We start from the raw sequence: 17,633 nt of genomic DNA, 5'->3' as shown, positions 1-17,633 counted from the left end.
TCCGGCCGTCGCGACGGCCGCGCCGAGCACGCCCGCCCAGGTCTTGTTGGGGGAGAGCGGCGACAGCGGCCGGGCGAGCGGGCCGCGCCGGCCCAGCGCCGTACCGCCGCACCAGGCGCCGACATCGCCGAGCGCCACGGCGAGGCCCACCGCCACGGCCGTCTCGCCGAGCGTCACCAGACCGGTCAGCGCAACGGGGATCCACAGCAGCCCGAACGCGGTCCTGGCGGTCCGGGTGAAGCCCGAGCGGTCGTCCCCGGCCAGCACGGACGGCAGCGCGGCCGCGACCAGCAGGAGCGCCGCCATCCGCAGGTCCAGGAGGTCCGGAGCCAGCCAGGCCAGCGCCGGGAGGACGACCGCGGCCGCCGCCAGCACCACATGGTCGCCGCGCTCCAGCCCCGCCATCCGGACGAACTCGCTCGCCGCGATCACCCCGAGCCCCGCGGCCAGCGCGTACGTGCCGCCGCCGCCCAGGAAGTACGCCCCCAGGAAGACGGGCGCGACCAGGGCCCAGGTCCGCCACCGTCTGCGCAGTTCGGCGCGCATCCGCACCTTCGAGGGAAGGACCGCGACCGCGACCCCGCCCGCCCCCAGCACACCCGCGACCAGCGGCACCGCCCGGGCGGCCGCCTCCTCGGCGATCAGTACGGCGCTCATGCCAGTTCCCTCCACAGCCCGGCCAGCCGGAGCGCTGCCGTGAGCAGCGAGCCGGCGGCGATCACGATCAGTACCGGTACGGTCCAGCCGCTCGCCGCGGCGACCACGACCAGCAGGCAGCGCTCGGTCTTGCCGACCGGCCCGCCGTTGCGCCGGGGCGCCCCGGCCGCCGCGCCGGCCAGCGAAACCCAGGACGGCAGCGTCGCCGCGAGCGCGGCGACGGCCACCAGCCACAGCGGGGCGAGCGCCAGGAAACCCGCCAGGACGACCAGGTCCGCGACGCGGTCGCCGAGCTCGTTGAGCACCGCGCCGCGCCGGGTCGTGCGGCCCGTGTCGCGGGCCAGCGCCCCGTCCAGGTTGGCGAAGGCGAGCCGGGCCGCGAGCAGTGCGGCGACCGGAAGCGCGGCGATTCCGGTGGGCAGCCAGGCGAGTGCGGCTGCGCCGCCGGCCGCGGCGACGACGCCGGCGGCGGTGAGGGTGTCGGGCGACACCTCACGGCGGACCAGCGAGGCGCGGAGACCGGAGAGCCGGTCCGCGTACCAGGGCTTGAGAGCGTAGAGGCCGTTCATGGGACCAACTCTCGTCCGCCGCACAGTCTTTCGACACGGTTCGGGTACTCACCTGCCGGCTGAGTACCTGGTGGGGAAGGTGCCTGGGAGGCTGGGGAGCATGACCGATCCGACCGTGCACACCGCGCACACCTGCCGGCTGGCCCCGGCCGCCCTCGACGAGATCCACGCCTTCCTGGACACCGCGTTCGCGGGCACGTTCAGCGAGGACGACTGGGACCACACGCTCGGCGGCATCCACGTCCGCGTGCGCGATGCGAGCGGGCTGCTCGCGCACGGCAGCGTCGTGCAGCGGCGGGTGGTCCACGCGGGCCGCTCCCGCCGGGTCGGTTACGTCGAGGGCGTCGCCGTCCGCGCCGACCGGCGGCGGGAGGGGCTCGGCGGGCGGGTCATGGCCGCACTGGAGGAGGTCGTCGACGGGGCGTACGCCTTCGGGGCCCTGTCCGCGTCGGCTGCCGGGGCCGCCCTGTACGCCGGACGCGGCTGGACGGTGTGGCCGGGGCGGATCGCGGTGCAGGGGCCGCACGGGGTGGAGCGGCTGGCGGAGGAGGAGGGCAGCACGTACGTGCGGGGGGTCGGAGGCGCCGCGGTCCCGTCGGGCGGGGCGCCCGCCGCGGAGGTGCTGGTCTTCGACTGGCGGGACGGGGACGTGATGTGAGGTTCCGCGTGTCATCGGCCGCCGGACGGGCTCTCCGCGCCGGTACGGATCAGCATCTCGCCGGTGTGCCGATCGGCTGGGCGGAGAGCTGCACCTCGTACGCCCGCGAGTGGTGGGCCGCACAGGACCGGATTGCCCCGGCGACGATCGAGTCGCAGGACGACGGAGCGGTGCTCTCGATGGTGGCCCGTGGTCTCGGCATGGCGATCATGCCCGAACCGTCCCTGGAAGGAGTACCGGACACGGTCGCGATCACTGCTCTCGGGCCGGAGCGGCCGACGCGTTCAGTGGGCTACGTCACCACCCCTGAGCTGGGACGATCGCCCGCCGTCCGGGCACTCATCAGGGAGCTGAGAGTGAGCGGGGGGTGAGCCCGCGTAAACCTCCGTCTCAGATAGTAGGAAGTCCGAGTAATTGTGGAGACAGACCGGCACGGCTGCCTTAGCTTTGTAGAAGCCGAACGTCTCGCTAGATCAAGCGACTGGCGGTCGTGAGCGCGCGCCCCGAAGCAGGCAACCCCTGCGGCGCCTGCTCCCCGCCCCTTCCGGCACCTCGAAATCCCTGATCTCGACATCACGTTCACGATTTTTCGATCTCGAAATCCTCGCGATCTCAAGGAGTCGATCCACCATGGCCGAGACCACTGTCCGCCGCCGCGTCCGTCACACCCACCGCCCGACCGAGTCGGAGCGGCAGAATGCCGCCGCCGCCCTGCAGCGTGCGCTGGACCGCAGGGACAACGGCGGCTCCACAGGTCACTGAACCGGAGCTGAACCGGAGCCGCTCGCCGGCAGACGGCACTGATGCGCGGCCGATTTCGAAAGTGTCGGCCGCCGGCCGCTGCCGGTCTCGAAAGCGCCGGCCTCTCAGCCGCGGCTGATCTCGAAGTGGTCGATGCGCTCGCCCGTCTCGGCGAGCGCGGTGACCTTCATCCGTGCGTTGCGTCCCGTCTCCACCTCCACCGCGAGGAACGAGAAGCCGGTGTAGCGCACCCGCGACCACTCCACGGTCTCGACGGCCTTTCCGCCGCCCTTGACCACGTGGTACGTGTCCACGCTGTCCCGGTCCGCGACATGCCCCTCATAGCTGTCGGGCACGGGGAAGTCGTACAGCGCCTTGCCCGCGCCGCCCGCGGTGACGTACACGATGCCGTCCCGCGTCGGGTCGGTGCGCTCGCCGATCGGCACCCTGCGCCGGACCGCGTTCTTCAGGATCGCGTCGGTGCGCTCGTAGACGTGGTTGTGTCCGTTGATGACCAGGTCCACCTCGTGCTTCTCGAAGAGCGGCACCCAGGCCTCGCGCACCCCGCCGTCCGAGGCGTGCGCGTTCGTCGTGGAGAAGGCGCAGTGGTGGAAGAAGACCACCAGGAAGTCGATGTCGTGGCGGGCCCGCAGCTCGCCGAGGCGCCGGTCCAGCCAGCGGGTCTGGCTGCCGCCGCTGATGCCGAAGTTGGCGGGGATCTCGTACGAGACGTCGTTGGCGTCGAGCGCGATCACGCCCACGTTGCCGTGGACGAAGGAGTACGCGCCGGGCTGGTTCACCGGGTCCGGTCCGTTGTCCGGCAGGGTCCAGCGGGCGTTCTGCCCGCCGTAGCCGTCCGGCGAGTACCAGGCCTCCATGTCGTGGTTGCCGGTCGTCACCATCCACGGCACGGTCTTGGAGACCGTCTCCGTCTGCGCCAGGAACTGGTCCCAGGTGCGCGCGTCGTAGGTGTCGCTCGTCCGGCCGGAGCCCGACGGGTCGGCGTAGCAGATGTCGCCCGCGTGCAGATGGAAGGCCGGGTTCTGGCCCAGGATCAGCTGGTCGTTGCCGAGCGCGTGGTAACTGACGCCCTGGTCGCCGAAGGCGGTGAAGGTGAACTTCGCGGCGCGCGAGGGCGCGGTGGTGAAGGTGCCGAGCGTGCCCAGGTTGCGGGGGTCGGCCGGGTCGAAGCCGTCGTGGCCGACGCCGTAGTAGTACGTCGTGCCGGGCTTCAGCCGCTCCAGGGCCGCGTGTACGTAGAACTGCTCGGCGGCCGCGATCCTGCCGTCGTTCAGCAGCGGCGTGGTGAGGTGGCGCACCTCGGCGTCGATCTTCCGGCTCAGCGCCCACGGCTCGAGGCCGATCCGGACGTACGGGCGGCGCACCGCGAACGGGACCTGCCAGGAGACCGTCATCCGCGTCTTCGGGTCGGCGCCGTAGGCCAGGTGCCGGCCGAACGGTGCGACCAGCGAACCGTCCACCCGGGTGGAGCTGTGCGAGGTGATCACCGACGGTGCCGCGTACGCGGGGGAGGGGGCGAGCGAGGTGCCGAGGCCCGCGCCGGCCACGGCCGCGGTCGCCACACCCGTACGCAGCACACCGCGTCGCGTCAGCCGGGTGCGGAGGTAGTCGTGCTGCTCGGCCATGCTCATGCGGTCGGCGAGCTTCTCGGGAATTCCGAAGCGGGGGATGTCCATGGGCGACAACCTCCACCCGCTCCCTGACGGCGTGCCGTCGAGTAGGTGAACGGTACACGTACAGCTGTCCATGTGTCCGTATAGTGGACGTGACATGTCATGGGGTGGGACGCGCAGTATCGTGCCGGACATGGCTTCCAGCATCAATCTCGCAGTGATCCCCGGTGACGGTATCGGCCAGGAGGTCGTGGCCCAGGGACTCAAGGTCCTCAACGCTGTCCTCCCGCAGGACGTGAAGCTGGAGACCAAGGAGTACGACCTCGGCGCCCAGCGCTGGCACCGCACCGGTGAAACCCTCCCGGACGCGGAGCTGGAGGCCCTCAAGGGCCACGACGCCATCCTGCTCGGTGCGATCGGTGACCCGTCCGTGCCCTCCGGCGTCCTGGAGCGCGGGCTGCTGCTGAAGCTGCGCTTCGCCTTCGACCACTTCATCAACCTGCGGCCGTCGAAGCTGTTCCCGAACACGGCGACCCCGCTGGCCGGCAGCCCGGAGATCGACTTCGTCGTCGTCCGCGAGGGCACCGAGGGCCCGTACACCGGCAACGGCGGTTCGCTGCGCACCGGTACGGAGCACGAGGTCGCCACCGAGGTCAGCCTCAACACGGCCTTCGGTGTCGAGCGCGTCGTCCGTGACGCCTTCGAGCGGGCCGCCGCCCGCCCGCGCAAGAAGCTGACGCTGGTCCACAAGAACAACGTCCTCGTCTACGCGGGCCACCTGTGGAAGAACACCTTCGACAAGGTCGCGGCCGAGTACCCCCAGGTCACCACCGACTACCTGCACGTCGACGCCGCGACGATCTTCTTCGTCACCCAGCCGGAGCGATTCGACGTCATCGTCACCGACAACCTCTTCGGTGACATCCTCACGGACCTCGCCGCCGCCATCTCCGGCGGTATCGGTCTGGCCGCGTCCGGCAACATCAACCCGACGGGCGCCTTCCCGTCGATGTTCGAGCCGGTCCACGGCACGGCCCCCGACATCGCGGGCCAGGGCAAGGCCGACCCCACCGCCACGGTCCTCTCCGTCGCCCTCCTGCTGCGCCACCTCGGCTACGAGGCCCAGGCCGTGCGCATCGAGGACGCCGTCTCCGCCGACCTCGCGGAGCGCGACGGCACGGCCCGCACCACCGACGAGATCGGCGACGCGCTCGCGGTACGCGTAGCGGGCTGATCCGACGACTCCCTCACGAAGCCGCCGGGTCGCACACGCACCCGGCGGCTTCTCCTGTGCGGCCCCGGGTGTCACCATCGAACCCTGGACCGCATTCACGTCATTTCGTGCACGGCCTCCCGCGAGAGATAATCGAACGGGACCGTGGCTTGCCGCGAAGCTCGGACGTCCGAGCACCTGTCCGGCAGGAGCTGGCGTGGGCGTGGTCCTACACACACAAAACCGGTGAAGGACACGCACTCATGACGACGCCCACGATCGAGCTCAAGCCCTCCTCGAACCCGCTGTCCGACGCGGAGCGCGAGGCGATCCTGGTCAAGCCCGGATTCGGCCGCTACTTCACCGATCACATGGTGACGATCAAGTGGACCGAAGGCCGCGGCTGGCACGACGCCCAGCTCGTCCCGTACGCGCCGCTGTCGATCGACCCCGCCAACATGACCCTGCACTACGGCCAGGAGATCTTCGAGGGGCTCAAGGCCTACCGTCAGCCCGACGGCACGGTCGCCACCTTCCGCCCCGAGGCCAACGCCGAGCGCTTCCAGCGCTCCGCGAACCGGCTGGCCATGCCTGAGCTGCCCGTCGAGACGTTCGTCGCGGCCTGCGACGCGCTCGTCCGCCAGGACGCGGCCTGGGTCCCGGCCCACGGCGGCGAGGAGTCGCTCTACCTGCGCCCCTTCATGATCGCGACGGAGGTCGGGCTCGGGGTCCGCCCGTCCAACGAGTACCTCTTCCTCGTCATCGCCTCGCCGGCCGGCGCCTACTTCCCCGGCGGTGTGAAGCCCGTCTCCATCTGGCTCTCCGAGGACCGTGTCCGCGCCGTCCCCGGCGGCATGGGCGATGCCAAGACCGGCGGCAACTACGCCGCGTCCCTCCTCGCCCAGGCCGAGGCCGCCGCCAAGGGCTGCGACCAGGTCGCCTACCTCGACGCCGTCGAGCACAAGTGGGTCGAGGAGCTCGGCGGGATGAACCTGTACTTCGTGTACGGGAACAAGATCGTCACCCCGGCCCTGACCGGCTCCCTGCTCGCGGGCATCACGCGTGACTCGCTGCTCAGGCTCGCAGCGGACCTCGGCTACGAGCCCGAGGAGAGCCGCGTCTCCATCGACCAGTGGCGCGACGACACCGCGAACGGCGCCCTCACCGAGGTCTTCGCCTGCGGCACCGCCGCCGTCATCACCCCCGTCGGCGTCGTGAAGAGCGCGGGCGGCGAGTGGACCCAGGGCGACGGCACGCCGGGCCCGGTCACCATGCGGCTGCGCGAGCGCCTGCTGGACATCCAGCGCGGCACCGCCGAGGACGCGCATGGCTGGATGCACCCGCTCGGCTAGTCACGAAGCCGCCTTACGCAGAAGGGCCGCGTCCGCCGGGCGCGGCCCTTTTCGCGCGCCACCTTTAGAGCGCCGCTCAAACTCGACGGTCGAAAGGGGTTCCTACCCCTCCGTCAGCTCGTTAGAGTGCTGCTCAAACACCGCTCGACCATGAGGTGCCCCGCCATGCGACTGACCCCGACCGAGCGCGACCGGCTGCTGCTGTTCGGCGCAGCCGAGCTGGCCCGCGCCCGCCGGGCCCGCGGTCTGAAGCTGAACGTCCCCGAGGCCACCGCCCTGATCGCGGACACCGTCTGCGAAGCCGCCCGCGACGGACGCCGGCTCGCCGAGGCGATCGAGGCCGCCCGCAGGGTGCTGGGCCCGGACGACGTGCTGCCCGGGGTCGCCGACGTCGTCACCGAAGTCCATGTGGAGGCCGTCTTCGACGACGGATCGCGGCTCGCCGTGGTCTCCCGTCCCCTCGGCGCCGGGCTCGGGGACGACGCGCCCGGCGCCGTCGTGCCGGGGCCCGCGACCGCGCAGCCCGAGCCCTCCGCACGCCTCACCGTCCGCAACACCGCGAGCGTCCCCGTCTCCGTGACCTCGCACTTCCACTTCTTCGAGGCAAACCCACGGCTCGACTTCGACCGGGCGACGGCGTACGGGATGCGGCTGTCCGTGCCCGCGGGCTCCTCGGTCCGCTTCGGGCCCGGCGAGTCGGCCGAGGTGGGGCTGGTGCCCATCGGCGGCGACCGCGTCGCGATCGGGTTCGCCGGACTGGTCGACGGACCGCTCGACGCGCCCGGCGCGCGCGAGGAGGCCCTCAGGCGCGCGGACGCCTGCGGATACCTGGGGGCCGCGCGATGAGCATCGACCCGCACGAGTACGCCGCCGTGCACGGCCCGCGCGCCGGTGACCGGGTCAGGCTCGGCGACTCCGGGCTGATTGTCCGGGTCGAGTCGGACGCCCAGAAGCCGGGCGACGAGTTCCTCGCCGGATTCGGCAAGACCGCCCGCGACGGCCTCCACCTCAAGGCCGCCGCCGTCCGGGAGACCTGCGACGTGGTGATCAGCAACGTGCTGGTCATCGACGCCGTGCAGGGCATCCGGAAGGTGTCGATCGGTATCCGCGAGGGCCGGATCTCCGCGATCGGCAGGGCCGGGAACCCGGACACCCTCGACGGGGTGGACGTCGTCGTCGGCACGGGCACGTCCATCGTGTCCGGCGAGGGCATGATCGCCACGGCCGGCGCCGTCGACACCCATGTCCACCTGCTCTCGCCGCGCATCATGGAGGCCTCGCTCGCCTCCGGCGTGACCACGGTCATCGGCCAGGAGTTCGGCCCGGTCTGGGGCGTCGGCGTCAACTCGCCGTGGGCGCTGCGCCACGCCTTCAACGCCTTCGACGCCTGGCCGGTCAACATCGGCTTCCTGGGCCGCGGCTCCTCCTCCCACGAGGCGCCCCTCGTCGAGGCGCTCGCCGAGGGCGGCGCCTGCGGCTTCAAGGTCCACGAGGACATGGGCGCCCACACCCGCGCCCTGGACACCGCACTGCGCGTCGCCGAGGAGTACGACGTCCAGGTGGCCCTGCACAGCGACGGGCTGAACGAGTGCCTGTCCGTCGAGGACACCCTGCGCGTCCTGGAGGGGCGCACCATCCACGCCTTCCACATCGAGGGCTGCGGCGGCGGCCACGTCCCCAACGTCCTCAAGATGGCCGGGGTGCCGAACGTCATCGGCTCCTCCACCAACCCCACGCTCCCCTTCGGCCGGGACGCGGTCGCCGAGCACTACGGGATGATCGTCTCCGTCCACGACCTGAAGACGGACCTGCCCGGCGACGCCGCCATGGCCCGGGACCGGATCAGGGCCGGCACGATGGGCGCCGAGGACGTGCTGCACGACCTCGGCGCCATCGGGATCACCTCGTCCGACGCCCAGGGCATGGGCCGGGCCGGTGAGACCGTCCGCCGCACCTTCGCGGTGGCTGGCAAGATGAAGGCCGAACTCGGCCCGATGGACGGTGACGGGCCGGGGGACGACAACGCCCGGGTGCTGCGCTACATGGCCAAGCTCACCATCAACCCGGCCATCGCCCACGGCCTCGCGCACGAGATCGGCTCCATCGAGACCGGGAAGCTCGCCGACATCGTGCTGTGGCGGCCCGAGTTCTTCGGCGCGAAGCCGCAACTCGTCCTGAAGTCGGGCTTCCCCGCCTACGGCGTCACCGGTGACCCGAACGCCGCCACCGACACCTGCGAACCCCTCGTCCTCGGACCGCAGTTCGGGGCGTACGGGGCGACCGCCGCCGATCTCTCGGTCGCCTTCGTCTCGCAGGCCGCCACCCAACTGGGCGCGGACGCCATGCCGACCCGCAGACGACGCGTCGGCGTCCGGGGCACGCGTGGCATCGGCCCCGCCGACCTGCGCCTCAACTCCCGTACCGGAACGGTCGACGTGGACGGACGCAGCGGTCTCGTCACCCTGGACGGCGACCCGCTCAGCTCCGAACCCGCCGACTCGGTCTCCCTCAACCGGCTCTACTTCCTGTAAGGACCCGCGCTCCCGTGACCTTCCGCATGCCGCCCGAATGGGCCCCGCACGAACGCACCTGGATGGCCTGGCCCGGCCCCAACCCCACCTTCGCCTCCGCCGCCGAACTCGACGGGGCCCGCCGTGCCTGGGCCGCCGTCGCACACGCCGTCCGCCGCTTCGAACCCGTCACGATGGTCGTCGGCCCGGGCCAGGAGGACAGCGCCCGCGCCCTCCTCGGCCCGGACATCGAGCTCGCGCTACGCCCACTCGACGACGCCTGGATGCGCGACATCGGCCCCACGTTCGTCACCGACGGCCATGAACTTGCCGCCGTCGACTGGACGTTCAACGGCTGGGGCGCCCAGGGCTGGGCCCGCTGGGAACGCGACCGGCACATCGCCCGTTCCGTCGCCGGGCTCGCCGGTGTTCCCGTGCACGGCTCACCGCTCGTCAACGAGGGCGGCGCGATCCACGTCGACGGCGAGGGCACCGTCCTGCTCACGGAGACCGTCCAGCTCGGCAGGGAACGCAACCCCGACTGGAGCCGCGAGCAGGTCGAGGCCGAGGTCCACGCACGCCTGGGCACCGAGAAGGCCATCTGGCTGCCGCGCGGCCTGTCCGGCGACTACGGCACGTACGGCACGCTCGGCCATGTCGACATCGTCGCCGCGTTCGTCCGCCCCGGCACCGTCGTCGTCCACGTCCAGCCGGACCCGGCCCACCCCGACCACGGGATCACCCGGGAGACCGTCCGCATCCTGCGCGCCGCCACCGACGCGAAGGGGCGTGCGCTGGAGGTCGTGGAGGTCCTGGCGCCCACCGTGCTGCGGGCCGGCGGGGAGTGGGTCGACTACTCCTACATCAACCACTACCTCTGCAACGGCGGCGTCGTCCTGTGCGCCTTCGGCGACCCGCGCGACGAGCTCGCCGCCGGGATCTTCCGCCGCCTCTTCCCCACCCGTACGGTGACACTCGTCGACGCCCGCGCGATCTTCGCCGGGGGCGGCGGCATCCACTGCATCACCCAGCAACAGCCCAAGGTCTGAACCGTGCCCACCGCCCCACGCAGCCGCAACACCGCCCCGCCCCGCGAGGACGTGCTCGCCGCCGTCATGGCCACCGTCGCCGCGCGCGGCCTCGACGGCCTCACGATGGCCGGGCTCGGCCGCGAGGTCGGCATGAGCAGCGGCCACCTCCTCTACTACTTCCGCACCAAGGACGAGCTGCTGCTCCAGACGCTGGAATGGAGCGAGAACCGGCTCGGGGCCGAGCGGCGCGGGCTGCTGTCCCGGCCCGGCACGGTCCGCGAACGCCTCGACGCGTACATCGCCCTCTACCTCCCCGCCGGCCACCGCGACCCGCACTGGACGCTCTGGCTGGAGGTCTGGAACCGCTCGCGCGAGGCCGACGACACCGCCCGTGCCCGGCAGGCCGCGATCGAGGGCGCCTGGCACCGCGACCTGGTCGCGCTGCTCGCCGAGGGCTGCTCACGCGGCGAGTTCCGACGGGTCGACGCCGAGCGCTACGCGACCCGGCTGCGCGCCCTCCTCGACGGCTTCAGCGTTCATGTGGCCGTCGGCCTTCCCGGGACCGGGCGGGACCAAGTGCTGGACCGCGTGGGGGAGTTCATCGAGGAGACGCTGACCGTGGCCGGCTGACGTCACCCACTCGTGAACGCAACGTACGTAAGTACGCGCGATCGTTGCGCCCTGCACCCTTGTTGGACTTCCCGCGGTTCGGGCACGGTGGCCAACCATGGGACGAGAGCAGTGGAAGAAAATCTGGGTCGGCTCGGCCGGCAACATGGTCGAGTGGTTCGACTGGTTCGTGTACGCGACCTTCGCGGTGTACTTCGCGGACTCGTTCTTCCCCGAAGGCAACGAGACCGCCAACCTCATGAACACCATGGGCATCTTCGCCGTCGGCTTCTTCATGCGGCCGGTCGGCGGCTGGCTGCTCGGCAGGATCGGTGACCGCAGGGGCCGCAAGGCCGCGCTCACCCTGACCGTCACCCTCATGTCGGCCTCCGCGGTGCTGATCGCGATCGCGCCGACCTACGACGTCGCCGGGTACGGCGGCGTCGCCGTGCTGATGGTGGCACGGCTGCTCCAGGGACTGTCCGTCGGCGGCGAGTACGCGGCCAGCGCCACCTACCTCACCGAGGCCTCCGCACCCGAGAAGCGCGGCTTCGCCTCCAGCTTCCAGTACGTGTCCATGACCGCCGGACAGCTCGTCGGCCTCGGCCTCCAGATCCTCCTTCAGCGCAACATGTCCGAGGAGGCGCTGCACAGCTGGGGCTGGCGCATCCCGTTCGTCGTCGGCGCGCTCGGCGCGGGCATCGTCTTCTACCTGCGCCGCTCCATGCTGGAGACCGAGGTGTACGCGGAGTCCGGCGCCGCCGAGCAGCAGGACCGCGGCACGCTGAAGGTGCTGTGGCAGCACCGGCGCGAGGCCTTCCTCGTGATGGCGCTCACCATGGGCGGCACCGTCGCCTACTACACGTACACGACCTACCTCACGAAGTTCCTCTCCAAGAGCGCCGGCATGGAGAAGTCCACCGCCTCGCTCGTCAGCTTCTGCGCGCTGTTCGTCTTCATGTGCATCCAGCCGTTGGCCGGGATGCTCTCCGACCGGATCGGCCGGCGCCCGCTGCTGATCACCTTCGCGATCGGCTCGACCTTCCTGACCGTGCCGATCATGACGATGCTCAGGCACGCCGACACGTTCTGGCCGGCGCTCGGACTCGCGCTGCTCGCGCTGGTCGTGATCACCGGCTACACCTCCATCAACGCCTGCGTGAAGGCCGAGCTCTTCCCGACCGGCATCCGCGCCCTGGGAGTCGGTCTCTCGTACGCCGTCGCCAACGCGCTCTTCGGCGGCACCGCCGAATACGTGGCGCTGTGGTTCAAGAACGCCGGCGCCGAGTCCGGCTTCTACTGGTACGTGGCGGGCTGCGCCGCGGTCTCGCTCATCGTCTACCTGACCATGCGGGAGACCCGCGACATCGATCTGAACCGGGTCGCAGCCGTGCGGGACGGAAAGGAGACGTCGCCCGCCGGGGCGACGAGCGTCACGCCCGCATCCTGAGACGGGCCGGGCACGGAGGCGGTCCTGTGTCAGACTGCTTCCGTGTCCTCGTTCGTCATGATTATTGGCAACAGGCGCGCCGGTCCGCAGTGATCGTCCCGTACCACCATGTACGGCACGGCCACCGTGCCCCAGACCCGCGCGCAGACCTCTCGCACCCGCGAGGGGTTTTTTGTTTTCCGGCCCTCACCACCGGCCGGGACGAGGCACGCGGGATGATGGGGGCAAGTGGAGTCAGATCGTCCGGATCCACTCATCCGACAGGAGTCAGACCAGCATGACCACCAAGGCCAAGCCCACCGACGACAGTTTCCATGTCTTCGACACCACGCTGCGCGACGGTGCCCAGCGTGAAGGCATCAACCTGACGGTCGCGGACAAGCTGACCATCGCCCGGCACCTGGACGATTTCGGCGTCGGTTTCATCGAGGGCGGCTGGCCGGGCGCCAACCCCCGCGACACCGAGTTCTTCGCCCGCGCCCGCCAGGAGATCGAGTTCAGGAACGCCGAGCTGGTCGCCTTCGGCGCGACCCGCAGGGCCGGCGGCAAGGCCGCCGAGGACCCGCAGGTCAAGGCGCTGCTGGAGTCGGGCGCCCCGGTGATCACGCTGGTCGCCAAGTCGCACGACCGCCATGTCGAGCTCGCCCTGCGCACCACGCTGGAGGAGAACCTGGAGATGGTGCGCGACACCGTCTCCCACCTGGTCGCCCAGGGACGCAGGGTCTTCGTCGACTGCGAGCACTTCTTCGACGGGTACCGCGCCAACGCCGCGTACGCCAAGGCCGTCGTCCGCGCCGCCTCCGAGGCGGGCGCCGACGTCGTCATCCTCTGCGACACCAACGGCGGGATGCTCCCGGCGCAGGTCCAGGCCGTCGTCGCCACCGTCCTGGCCGACACCGGTGCCCGCCTCGGCATCCACGCCCAGGACGACACCGGCTGCGCCGTCGCCAACACCCTGGCCGCCGTCGACGCGGGTGCCACGCACGTCCAGTGCACCGCCAACGGCTACGGCGAGCGGGTCGGCAACGCCAACCTCTTCCCCGTCGTCGCCGCGCTGGAGCTCAAGTACGGCAAGAAGGTCCTGCCCGACGGCGCGCTCGCCGACATGACCCGCGTCTCGCACGCCATCGCCGAGGTCGTCAACCTGACGCCCTCCACCCACCAGCCCTACGTGGGTGTCTCGGCCTTCGCGCACAAGGCCGGGCTGCACGCCTCCGCGATCAAGGTCGACCCGGACCTGTACCAGCACATCGACCCCGCGCTGGTCGGCAACACCATGCGGATGCTCGTCTCCGACATGGCGGGCCGCGCCTCCATCGAGCTCAAGAGCGTGGAGCTCGGTATCGACCTCGGCGGCGACCGCGAGCTCATCGGCCGCGTCGTCGAGCGGGTCAAGGAGCGCGAGCTCCGGGGCTACACCTACGAGGCGGCCGACGCCTCCTTCGAGCTGCTGCTGCGCGCCGAGGCCGAGGGCCGGGTACGCCGGTACTTCCGCATCGAGTCCTGGCGCGCGATCGTCGAGGACCGCCCCGACGGCACCCACGCCAACGAGGCGACCGTGAAGCTCTGGGCCAAGGGCGAGCGCATCGTCGCGACCGCCGAGGGCAACGGCCCGGTCAACGCGCTCGACCGGGCCCTGCGCGTCGCCCTGGAGCGGATCTACCCGCAGCTCGCCAAGCTGGAGCTGATGGACTACAAGGTCCGCATCCTGGAGGGCCGCACCGGCACCGACTCCACCACCCGCGTCCTCATCACCACCGGTGACGGCACCGCCGACTGGTCGACCGTGGGCGTCGCCGAGAACATCATCGCGGCATCCTGGCAGGCCCTGGAGGACGCGTACACCTTCGGGCTGCTGCGCGCCGGGATCGAGCCGACGGAGTAGGGCGGGCGCACGACGGCCGCGGACCGGGCCCGGTCCGCGGCCGCCCCGCACGCGTCCGCTACCCGAGGTGCCACTTCTGGTTGGCCGCCCCCGTGCACGTCCAGATCTGGGTGCGGGCCCCGTTCGCCGTCGACCGGTCGGTCACGTCCAGGCACTTGTCCGCGGCCGTGTTGACGACGTCGCCCGTTGAAGGGTTGTACGTCCAGCGCTGCGCCGCGGAACCGTTGCAGGTGTACAGCTGGACCTTCGCGCCGTTCGCGGTCGACCCCGAGGTCACGTCCAGGCAGGCGCCTAGCGTACGGATGGAGCCGTCGCCCTGGACGGTCCAGCGCTGGTTGGCCGCGCCCGTGCAGTCCCAGAGCTGGACGGGCGTGCCGTCGGCGCCGGTGTTGCCCGTGGCGTCGAGGCACTTTCCGCCCGGGCCGGACAGGGCGCCCGACGAGGCATCGGCCCCGGACTGCGTCCCCGACCAGGTGAAAGTCGCCGAGGTGCGGGCGGGCAGCGAGTAAGTGAACTTGCTTCCACCCCAGTTGACCGTCACCTGCTGGGCCGAGCCGCCGCCGTTGTACGCGATAAGGGCCTTCGAGCCGTCCGGGTTGCGCCAGGCGACGTTGGGCACGGTGGAACTGGCGGTGGAGGAGATCCGGGCGGCACCTGGGCGGACGAACTTGGTCAGGTGACCCATCGTGTAGTACTCGATGGTGTAGTCGACCTGTCCGCTCCTGCTGTCCCCGTTGTGCACGGTGATGAGCCCGTCGCAGGTACCGCAGCCACCGTTGTGCGGGCCGCGGTTCTGGTCCACCGCCAGGGACCACTTGGTCACCGACTTCGCCCAGTTGCGGGTGTAATCGATGATGTTCATCATGTCCTCGCGCTGCTGGTCGGCTATCCAGGTGCCGCCCGAATGCTCCGTCTGGAACGCGTCCATCGACGGGTACTGGTTGTGCACCGTCGTCTGCTTGGCGATGTCGCCGCCGTACCCGTGCCAGGCAACCCCGCCGAAGTTCGGGTGGTTGCGCACCGCCGCGTCGTCCACGGTGGCCGCCGCGTACGCGTCGTAGGTGTCCCAGTTCCAGTCGTGCGCGAGCACCTTCGTGGCGAGCCCCGCCGACGCCAGCTTCGGCAGCAGCTCGCTCTTGGTGAAGTAGGCCAGTCCGGAGCCGTTCCAGCTCATCGAGGGATAGCCGGCGCAGCACGTCGGCTCGTTCTGTGCGGTGACGTAGTCGACCGGCACGCCCTGGTCCCGGTAGGCCTGGAGGTACTTCACGAAGTAGTCGGCGTACGCGCCGTAGTTCTCCGCCTTCAGCCAGCCGCCGTTCAGCTGTCCGCTGTCCTTCATCCACGCCGGGGCGGTCCAGGGGGACGCCACCGTGGTCAGCGCCGGGTTGAGCTGCCTGGCCTGTTTCGTCAGCGGCAGCACATCCACCAGATCGTGTGCGATCGAGAAGTTCGCGAGCGACGGGTCGGTCTGCCCGGCGGGCATGTCGTCATACGTGTAGCCGTAACGCGCGAGGTCCGAGCCACCCATGGGATTGCGTACGAAGGAGAGGCCGATGCCCTCCGTGGGGGAGAACAGTTTCTTCATCGTGGCGTCGCGGGTTGCCGGACTCAGCGCCCCGCTGCTCTTCATCAGATACGCCGCGGTGTCGGTGAACGAGGCGCCGCCGCCGGTGAAGGTCTGGTACCGGGTGTTCTCGTCGATGGTGATGTTCGTGCCGCCGCCCCCGTTCCCGGCCCCGAACGCGACCGGGGTCTGGGTCTCGAGACCCCGGGTGACATGGCGGCCACCCGCGTCGTCCGTGGTGGTCAGGGCGATGTTCACCGTCTCGCCCGCGGCCTGCGCGGTGCCGGACGAGAGCCCCGTGAGGCCGGCGGTCGCGAGCACTGCGGCGAGCAGCGCCCTGGCCGCCCTTCCTGAACGGATCATGGCTGATGCCTTCCTCGGCGGGAGCGTGGGGGACGTGCCGTCGGACGAGACGGGAGTGAACTGCTCTTACGTGCCCACGTCAAGACTTTGCGCGTTCAGGACTTGAACACAAGCGCGTTCCAGGCCACCCCTGAGATGGGTACGGACCAATCTCGACGTGAAGTATTGACGGTCGTGTTCCAGCGGGGTTAACTCACGCCACCAACGCCGGTACCGGTTCCGGAACCGGTTGCGGTACCGGTTCCGCCGGTGGTCCGGCCGCTCTGTCCTGCTGTGTCCTGGAGGTCCCCGATGCGTGTCACCATCGCTGATGTCGCCCGCGAGGCCGGCGTCAGCAAGACGACCGTGTCCCGGGTCATCAACACCAAGGGTGAAGTGGACGGTTCGACGGCCGCCCGTGTTCGTGAAGTGATCGCACAGCTCGGCTACGTCCCCAGTTCGGGTGCCGTCGGTCTGGCCCGCGGCAGCAGCCGTACGGTCGGCATGCTGGTGCCCTCGCTGACCTGGCCGTGGATGGGCGAGGTGCTTCAGGGCGTCGTCGATACCGTCGAGGCCGCCGACTACGGGCTGTTGCTCTTCACCTGCAACCGCGGGGCCGAGTCCGTGGAGCGCTTCACCAGCCAGGTGTCGGCGCGCGCCTTCGACGGACTGGTCGTGGTCGAACCCGAGAACACCCTCGATCACCTCACCGCACTGCACCGCGCCGGCCTGCCGATCGTGCTGATCGACGATCGCGGCCACCACCCCGAGTTCCCCTCCGTCGTGACCACCAACCACGAAGGAGGCGCGTCGGCCGCCCGCCATCTGCGGGATGCCGGCCGCACCAGGCCCGTCGTCATCACGGGCCCCCAGCACTTCGGCTGCGTACGCGACCGGCTGGAGGGATTCCTCTCCGTCCTGCCCACCGATCTCGTCGTCCGCGGAGACTTCACCGAGCGCTGCGGCCGACTGGCCGTTGAGGAACTCCTCGCCTCCGGAACGGAGTTCGACTCGGTCTTCGCGCACAACGACATCACCGCGGCAGGCGTGCTGCGGGCGCTGCGCGCCGCGGGGCGGACCGTGCCCGGCGATATCGCGGTGGTCGGATTCGACGACATCCCGATGGCCGAACACACCGAACCGCCCCTGACCACCGTGCGCCAGCCCACCCGGCAGATGGGTGAGACCGCCGCACGGATGCTGCTCTCCCACCTCGGCGGCACAGCCGTACCCGACGCACCGCTCGTGCTGCCCACCGAACTGGTCGTGCGCCACTCGGCGCCCTGGGGGGGTGGCTGACGGGTGGAGACGGCGTCCCGGCGCCCAGCACGCACGCTCGCGGCGTTGCCGAAACGCCCACGTGGCTCCGCCACGAGGACGTCCCGGCGCCTTGCGATCGCACGCACCGGACGCCGCTC

The 17,633-nt window shown here is 70.9% G+C and carries 15 protein-coding genes and 1 pseudogene; 12 read left to right on the top strand and 4 right to left on the bottom strand.

The window, feature by feature from the left end; genetic code table 11:
* Positions 1–657, bottom strand: a 657-nt coding sequence (locus JGS39_RS22070) for a phosphatidate cytidylyltransferase (RefSeq protein ID WP_219571098.1), incomplete at its 3' end; no start/stop codon positions are given.
* A complete protein-coding gene (locus JGS39_RS22065) occupies positions 654–1,226 on the bottom strand; it encodes a CDP-alcohol phosphatidyltransferase family protein (protein WP_219571096.1) in 573 nt (190 codons plus the stop codon). The genes JGS39_RS22065 and JGS39_RS22070, both read right to left, overlap by 4 nt.
* Positions 1,227–1,326: 100 nt before the next feature.
* Between JGS39_RS22065 and JGS39_RS22060 the strand changes: the two genes are divergently transcribed.
* From JGS39_RS22060 to JGS39_RS41495, 3 genes and pseudogenes are all read left to right on the top strand, one after another.
* The gene (locus JGS39_RS22060; protein ID WP_219571094.1) at positions 1,327–1,884 is read left to right on the top strand and encodes a GNAT family N-acetyltransferase; all 558 of its coding nucleotides are present in this window, start codon (positions 1,327–1,329) and stop codon (positions 1,882–1,884) included.
* Positions 1,885–1,955: 71 nt separating this feature from the next.
* Positions 1,956–2,255 (top strand): annotated as a pseudogene (locus JGS39_RS22055) (LysR family transcriptional regulator substrate-binding protein); the annotation flags it as partial.
* Between the two features lie 259 nt (positions 2,256–2,514).
* Positions 2,515–2,646 (top strand): hypothetical protein, encoded by a 132-nt coding sequence (locus tag JGS39_RS41495; protein WP_261991728.1) that lies wholly within the window; start codon positions 2,515–2,517, stop codon positions 2,644–2,646.
* 104 nt (positions 2,647–2,750) lie between these two features.
* Here JGS39_RS41495 and JGS39_RS22050 read toward each other — a convergent pair whose 3' ends face one another.
* Positions 2,751–4,322 carry a purple acid phosphatase family protein gene (locus JGS39_RS22050; RefSeq protein WP_219571092.1) on the bottom strand — a complete coding sequence of 524 codons (1,572 nt, stop codon included), beginning with the start codon at positions 4,320–4,322 and terminating at the stop codon, positions 2,751–2,753.
* A gap of 130 nt (positions 4,323–4,452) precedes the next feature.
* Between JGS39_RS22050 and JGS39_RS22045 the strand changes: the two genes are divergently transcribed.
* The 8 genes from JGS39_RS22045 (at position 4,453) to cimA (ending at position 14,309) form a co-directional block, all read left to right on the top strand.
* Positions 4,453–5,493 (top strand): 3-isopropylmalate dehydrogenase, encoded by a 1,041-nt coding sequence (locus JGS39_RS22045; protein WP_219571089.1) that lies wholly within the window; start codon positions 4,453–4,455, stop codon positions 5,491–5,493.
* A gap of 242 nt (positions 5,494–5,735) precedes the next feature.
* Positions 5,736–6,824 carry a branched-chain amino acid aminotransferase gene (locus JGS39_RS22040; RefSeq protein ID WP_219571086.1) on the top strand — a complete coding sequence of 363 codons (1,089 nt, stop codon included), beginning with the start codon at positions 5,736–5,738 and terminating at the stop codon, positions 6,822–6,824.
* A gap of 165 nt (positions 6,825–6,989) precedes the next feature.
* Positions 6,990–7,670 carry an urease subunit gamma gene (ureA, locus tag JGS39_RS22035; protein WP_219571083.1) on the top strand — a complete coding sequence of 227 codons (681 nt, stop codon included), beginning with the start codon at positions 6,990–6,992 and terminating at the stop codon, positions 7,668–7,670.
* Entirely contained in the window at positions 7,667–9,355 is a 1,689-nt protein-coding gene (locus JGS39_RS22030; protein ID WP_219571080.1) for an urease subunit alpha, read from the top strand. Before ureA ends, JGS39_RS22030 begins: the two co-directional genes overlap by 4 nt.
* Before the next feature lie 26 nt (positions 9,356–9,381).
* On the top strand, positions 9,382–10,383 hold the full coding sequence (locus tag JGS39_RS22025) for an agmatine deiminase family protein (protein ID WP_219571100.1): 1,002 nt from the start codon (positions 9,382–9,384) through the stop codon (positions 10,381–10,383).
* 3 nt (positions 10,384–10,386) lie between these two features.
* Positions 10,387–10,995: a TetR/AcrR family transcriptional regulator gene (locus JGS39_RS22020; RefSeq protein WP_219571077.1), complete on the top strand. Its 609-nt coding sequence runs from the start codon at positions 10,387–10,389 to the stop codon at positions 10,993–10,995.
* Between the two features lie 97 nt (positions 10,996–11,092).
* A complete protein-coding gene (locus JGS39_RS22015) occupies positions 11,093–12,424 on the top strand; it encodes an MFS transporter (protein WP_219571075.1) in 1,332 nt (443 codons plus the stop codon).
* Between the two features lie 277 nt (positions 12,425–12,701).
* Positions 12,702–14,309 carry a citramalate synthase gene (gene cimA / locus JGS39_RS22010; protein WP_219571073.1) on the top strand — a complete coding sequence of 536 codons (1,608 nt, stop codon included), beginning with the start codon at positions 12,702–12,704 and terminating at the stop codon, positions 14,307–14,309.
* Positions 14,310–14,367: 58 nt separating this feature from the next.
* Here cimA and JGS39_RS22005 read toward each other — a convergent pair whose 3' ends face one another.
* Positions 14,368–16,236: a ricin-type beta-trefoil lectin domain protein gene (locus JGS39_RS22005; protein ID WP_219571070.1), complete on the bottom strand. Its 1,869-nt coding sequence runs from the start codon at positions 16,234–16,236 to the stop codon at positions 14,368–14,370.
* 291 nt (positions 16,237–16,527) lie between these two features.
* On the opposite strand from JGS39_RS22005, the gene JGS39_RS22000 reads away from it, so the two are divergent.
* Positions 16,528–17,514 carry a LacI family DNA-binding transcriptional regulator gene (locus JGS39_RS22000; RefSeq protein ID WP_219571067.1) on the top strand — a complete coding sequence of 329 codons (987 nt, stop codon included), beginning with the start codon at positions 16,528–16,530 and terminating at the stop codon, positions 17,512–17,514.
* Positions 17,515–17,633: the final 119 nt, after the last annotated feature.

Origin of the sequence: Streptomyces poriferorum (genome assembly GCF_019399235.1) — a bacterium.
GTDB classification, from domain to species: Bacteria; Actinomycetota; Actinomycetes; order Streptomycetales; family Streptomycetaceae; genus Streptomyces; species Streptomyces poriferorum.
Note: the sequence above shows the minus strand (reverse complement) of the source record. Positions and strands in the feature narration are given on the sequence as shown.

What these genes read in the sequence shown, in the direction of transcription:
- JGS39_RS22065 (WP_219571096.1), bottom strand. Translation starts at nt 1,226, where the DNA reads ATGAACGGCCTCTACGCTCTCAAGCCCTGGTACGCGGACCGGCTCTCC.
- JGS39_RS22060 (WP_219571094.1), top strand. Translation starts at nt 1,327, where the DNA reads ATGACCGATCCGACCGTGCACACCGCGCACACCTGCCGGCTGGCCCCG.
- JGS39_RS41495 (WP_261991728.1), top strand. Translation starts at nt 2,515, where the DNA reads ATGGCCGAGACCACTGTCCGCCGCCGCGTCCGTCACACCCACCGCCCG.
- JGS39_RS22050 (WP_219571092.1), bottom strand. Translation starts at nt 4,322, where the DNA reads ATGGACATCCCCCGCTTCGGAATTCCCGAGAAGCTCGCCGACCGCATG.
- JGS39_RS22045 (WP_219571089.1), top strand. Translation starts at nt 4,453, where the DNA reads ATGGCTTCCAGCATCAATCTCGCAGTGATCCCCGGTGACGGTATCGGC.
- JGS39_RS22040 (WP_219571086.1), top strand. Translation starts at nt 5,736, where the DNA reads ATGACGACGCCCACGATCGAGCTCAAGCCCTCCTCGAACCCGCTGTCC.
- ureA (WP_219571083.1), top strand. Translation starts at nt 6,990, where the DNA reads ATGCGACTGACCCCGACCGAGCGCGACCGGCTGCTGCTGTTCGGCGCA.
- JGS39_RS22030 (WP_219571080.1), top strand. Translation starts at nt 7,667, where the DNA reads ATGAGCATCGACCCGCACGAGTACGCCGCCGTGCACGGCCCGCGCGCC.
- JGS39_RS22025 (WP_219571100.1), top strand. Translation starts at nt 9,382, where the DNA reads ATGCCGCCCGAATGGGCCCCGCACGAACGCACCTGGATGGCCTGGCCC.
- JGS39_RS22015 (WP_219571075.1), top strand. Translation starts at nt 11,093, where the DNA reads ATGGGACGAGAGCAGTGGAAGAAAATCTGGGTCGGCTCGGCCGGCAAC.
- cimA (WP_219571073.1), top strand. Translation starts at nt 12,702, where the DNA reads ATGACCACCAAGGCCAAGCCCACCGACGACAGTTTCCATGTCTTCGAC.
- JGS39_RS22005 (WP_219571070.1), bottom strand. Translation starts at nt 16,236, where the DNA reads ATGATCCGTTCAGGAAGGGCGGCCAGGGCGCTGCTCGCCGCAGTGCTC.
- JGS39_RS22000 (WP_219571067.1), top strand. Translation starts at nt 16,528, where the DNA reads ATGCGTGTCACCATCGCTGATGTCGCCCGCGAGGCCGGCGTCAGCAAG.